The sequence below is a fragment of the Kitasatospora sp. NPDC047058 genome, from assembly GCF_040643935.1.
GTDB lineage: Bacteria > Actinomycetota > Actinomycetes > Streptomycetales > Streptomycetaceae > Kitasatospora.
Genome location: NZ_JBEYVJ010000561.1, coordinates 1 through 3,708, shown reverse-complemented (window position 1 = coordinate 3,708; position 3,708 = coordinate 1). Strand labels below are relative to the sequence as shown.

General features: G+C 71.0%; 3 protein-coding genes and 1 pseudogene. 2 read left to right on the top strand and 2 right to left on the bottom strand.

Annotated elements, in window-relative coordinates; genetic code table 11:
- Positions 1–170: 170 nt before the first annotated feature.
- Positions 171–1,130: a sugar ABC transporter permease gene (locus ABZ885_RS37415; protein WP_360199077.1), complete on the bottom strand. Its 960-nt coding sequence runs from the start codon at positions 1,128–1,130 to the stop codon at positions 171–173.
- Positions 1,131–1,233: 103 nt separating this feature from the next.
- On the bottom strand, positions 1,234–2,496 hold the full coding sequence (locus ABZ885_RS37410) for an extracellular solute-binding protein (RefSeq protein WP_360199075.1): 1,263 nt from the start codon (positions 2,494–2,496) through the stop codon (positions 1,234–1,236).
- A gap of 392 nt (positions 2,497–2,888) precedes the next feature.
- Between ABZ885_RS37410 and ABZ885_RS37405 the strand changes: the two genes are divergently transcribed.
- Entirely contained in the window at positions 2,889–3,656 is a 768-nt protein-coding gene (locus ABZ885_RS37405) for a serine/threonine-protein kinase (RefSeq protein WP_360199073.1), read from the top strand.
- Positions 3,614–3,708, top strand: a pseudogene (gene rplC, locus ABZ885_RS37400) (50S ribosomal protein L3); the annotation flags it as partial. The gene ABZ885_RS37405 and the pseudogene rplC, both read left to right, overlap by 43 nt.

Here is a 3,708-nt window from a genome sequence, read left to right as displayed (position 1 = left end):
GTAGGGGAGCAGGAAGAGCGCCGCCAGCAGCCAGGCCACGGCCGCGAGGACCAGGGTGCGCGGCCGGATCCGCCGGCCGGCCGCGCGTGCGGCGGCCGTTCGCGGCGGTGTCTGCGGGGCCGTCCGGTCAGCCGTCCGATTAGTCGTCCGAGTGGTCGTCCGAGTGGTCGTCAACTCTCCTCCCCGTTCCAGCGGCCGACCTTGAGGAAGGCCAGCACCATCAGCACGACCAGCAGGAAGTTGACCACGGACATGGCCGCGGACTCGCCGATGTCGGTGCTCTTCAGCTGGTACATGAACACCGTGGTGGTGGCCGTGGCGCTGCTCGGGCCACCCTGGGTCATGCCCCAGATCACGGGGAAGGAGTTGAAGACGTTGATCAGGTTGATCACCAGACCCACCAGGAAGGCGGGCCGCAGCAGCGGCAGGGTGATCCGCAGGTAGGTCTGCCGGGGGGAGGCGCCGTCGACCCGGGCCGCCTCGTACACCTCGCCGGGGACGGTCTGCAGTCCGGCGAGCAGGGTGTAGGTGGTGAAGGGCAGCGAGACGAAGACCGCGACGAACACCATCCACGGCCAGGCGGTGGCGGGGTCGCCGAGCCAGTCCTCGGGCCCGTCGGTCAGGCCGAGGTCGGTCAGCGCGGTGTTGAGCACGCCGGCGGTCCGGTCGAGCATCCACTTGAAGCCGATGGAGGTCATCAGGACGGACGCCGCCCAGGGGGCGATCAGCGCCCAGCGGGTGAACCGCCGGCCGGGGAAGCGCTGGTCGAAGAGCTGGGCCAGGCCGAGCGAGAGCAGCATCGTCAGGCCGACGACGGCGAGGGTCCAGAGGACCGTCGCGAGGAGGACGTGGCCGAGGTCGGTCTCGCCGAAGAGCTTGCGGTACTTGTCCAGTCCGGCGGAGCCGCGGACGAACCCGCTGGTGCTGATCCGCAGGAACGAGGCGTGGACCATCTCGTAGACGGGCCACAGCACCACGAAGAGGATCAGCAGCACGGCCGGGGCGATCCACGGCAGCGGGCCGAACCGGTTCGTGCCGGGCCGGGTCGGGCCGCGGCGGCTGCGGCCGGGGCGGGCCGGGGTGCCCCGGCCGGGCCTGGCGGCCTCCGGGGCGCGGGAGTCGATGGACACGGGGGAGCCTTCCGGGCGGGGACGGGCGCTCCGGCGCCGGTGGGGGACGGCGCCGGAGCGGGCGGGGGGCGTCGCCCCGCAGGCGGGGGTTTGAAGACGAGCCCTAGTTCCTGGCCGCGTCCTGGGCCTTCTTCTGCAGGTCGCCGAGGACCTTGGCCGGGTCGCCGGCGACGGCGCCGCCGATGGCCTTCTTGAGCTCGGCGGAGACGGCGTCCCAACTCGTGTCGCCGAGCGGGTAGAAGGAGGCGTGCGGCAGCAGGGCGAAGAACGGTTCGAGGTCCGGGTGCTTGCCGCCGGTGGTCATCTCCCGCAGGGTGTCCTGGGTGACCGGCATCAGGTTGTAGGTCTCGTCGAACCTGAGCGTGTTGTCCTTGGCGTAGACGAAGTCGAGGAACTTCTTGATCTGGTCGCGGTGGCCGTTCTTCTTGAAGGCCATCGTCCAGTCCGCGACCCCGAGGGTGGACTTGAGCGGACCGGTCCTGCCGGGGATCGGTGCGACGCCGTAGTCGACCTTGCCGTCCTTGGCCATCTGGATCAGCGAGGGGTGGCCGTTGAGCATGGCGGCCTTGCCGGCGGCGAAGTCGGCGAACGCGGTCTTGCGGTCGGTGGTGGCCGGGTTGGCGTAGGTCAGGCCGGTGTCCACGAGGTTGGCCTTGAGCCAGCCGAAGGTGTCGACGTTGGCCTGGCTGTCGATGGTGTAGGTGCCGTCCTTGGCGGTGGGGCCGCCACCGTTGCCGAGTTCCCACATCATGCTCTCGCCCTGGGCCTCCTCGGGGCCCAGCGGCAGCGCGTAGGGGGTGACGCCGGGCGCCTTGGCCCTGATGAGGTCGGCGTCCTTGCGGACCTCCTCCCAGGTGGTGGGCGGCTGGGCGATGCCGGCCTGCCGGAAGACCGCCTTGTTGTAGAAGAGCGCGCGGGCGGAGGAGACGAACGGGATGCCGTACTGCACGCCCTTGACCTGTCCGGCCTCGGCGAAGGAGTCGATCAGGTTGGCCCGGGTGCCGGTCGACAGCACGTCCTCGGCCTTGTAGAGGAGGTCGTCGGCGGCCTTGTCCGCGTAGCCGCCGGTCTGCAGCACGTCGGGGACGTTGCCGCTCTGGATCATCGTCTTGACCTGCTTGTCGATGTCGTTCCAGTTCACCACCTGGACGTCGACCCGGATGTCGGGATTGGCCGCGGTGAACGCGGAGGAGACGTTGTTCCAGTAGGACTTGGAGCTGTTGGACTCCTTGTCGCCGTAGTCGGCGGCGACCAGCTTGAGGGTCACGCTGCCGTCCGAGGCCGTCCCGCCGCTGCTGCCGCAGGCCGCGAGGAGGAGGGCGCCGACCGTACACACCGCCGAGAGACCGAGCACACGCCTGTTCACCGCAGTTACCGCCTTCGTGCCGTCGGGACCCGCGTCCGGCCGGGTCCGCTCCTGGGATTCAGAGCCGGGGGCAGTCTTCGGACCTGCGCGCGGGCGGCCTCGTGGGTGGCCGGCCGTCCTGGCGCGCCTGTGTTCGCGTATGCTCGAAGATCGACCGTTTCAAGCAGATCCGAACGCTACCGTGCCGCGAAGTATTCACGAGGCGGGCCGACGGGTCCAGGTGCCGTTATCGGACCGTTGCGCTTCCGTCCCCCGCTCTCTGGCTGTACATGACAGGTGCGGTGATGCTATCCCAGACCGTCAACCACCGTCCGCCGACCGGTCCTTGGGTGTGGCGTCCTGGTGTGAAAGCGGGTGATCTCCTGTCGTGTCCATCGTCTTGCCCCTAGCCTGTGAGCCTCACGGGGGAGGGGAAGACGTTGGAGCGACTCGGGGCCGCGGACCCGCGACAGGTCGGGCCGTACACACTCGTGGGGCGGCTCGGGGCCGGCGGCATGGGTGCGGTGTACCTGGGGCGGTCGGCCGGCGGGCGGACCGTCGCGGTGAAGGTGGTGCGCCCCGAGCTGGCCGAGGACGCGTCCTTCCGTGCCCGCTTCCGGCAGGAGGTCGCGGCGGCACGCCGGGTCTCCGGAGCGTTCACCGCACCCGTGGTGGACGCGGACACCGAGGCGGCGACGCCCTGGATGGCCACCGCCTTCGTGGCCGGCGTGCCGCTCCAGCGGGCGGTCGCCCGGCACGGCCCGCTGCCCGAGGAGACGGTGCGCACGCTCGCGGCCGGTCTGGCCGAGGCGCTCACCGAGGTGCACCGGGCCGGACTGATCCACCGTGACCTCAAGCCCGCCAACGTGCTGTTGGCCCTCGACGGGCCGCACGTCATCGACTTCGGCATCTCCCGGGCGGCCGACGGCACCGGGCTGACCACCACCGGCTCGGTCATCGGCTCGGCGCCCTACATGTCGCCGGAGCAGGCGCTGGGGGAGCCGGTCGGTCCGCCGAGCGACGTGTTCTCGCTCGGCTCGACCGTCGCCCACGCGGCGCTCGGCCGGCACCTGTTCGGCGAGGGCGCCGGGGCGGCCGTGCTGTTCCGGGTGGTGAACACCGAACCGGACCTCGCCTTGCCGTCCAGATCGGCTTCGGCGAGATCGACCCCCGCAAGGTGAACAAGCCCCTCGCGGGCCACTTCGCCAAGGCCGGTGTCACCCCGCGCCGCCA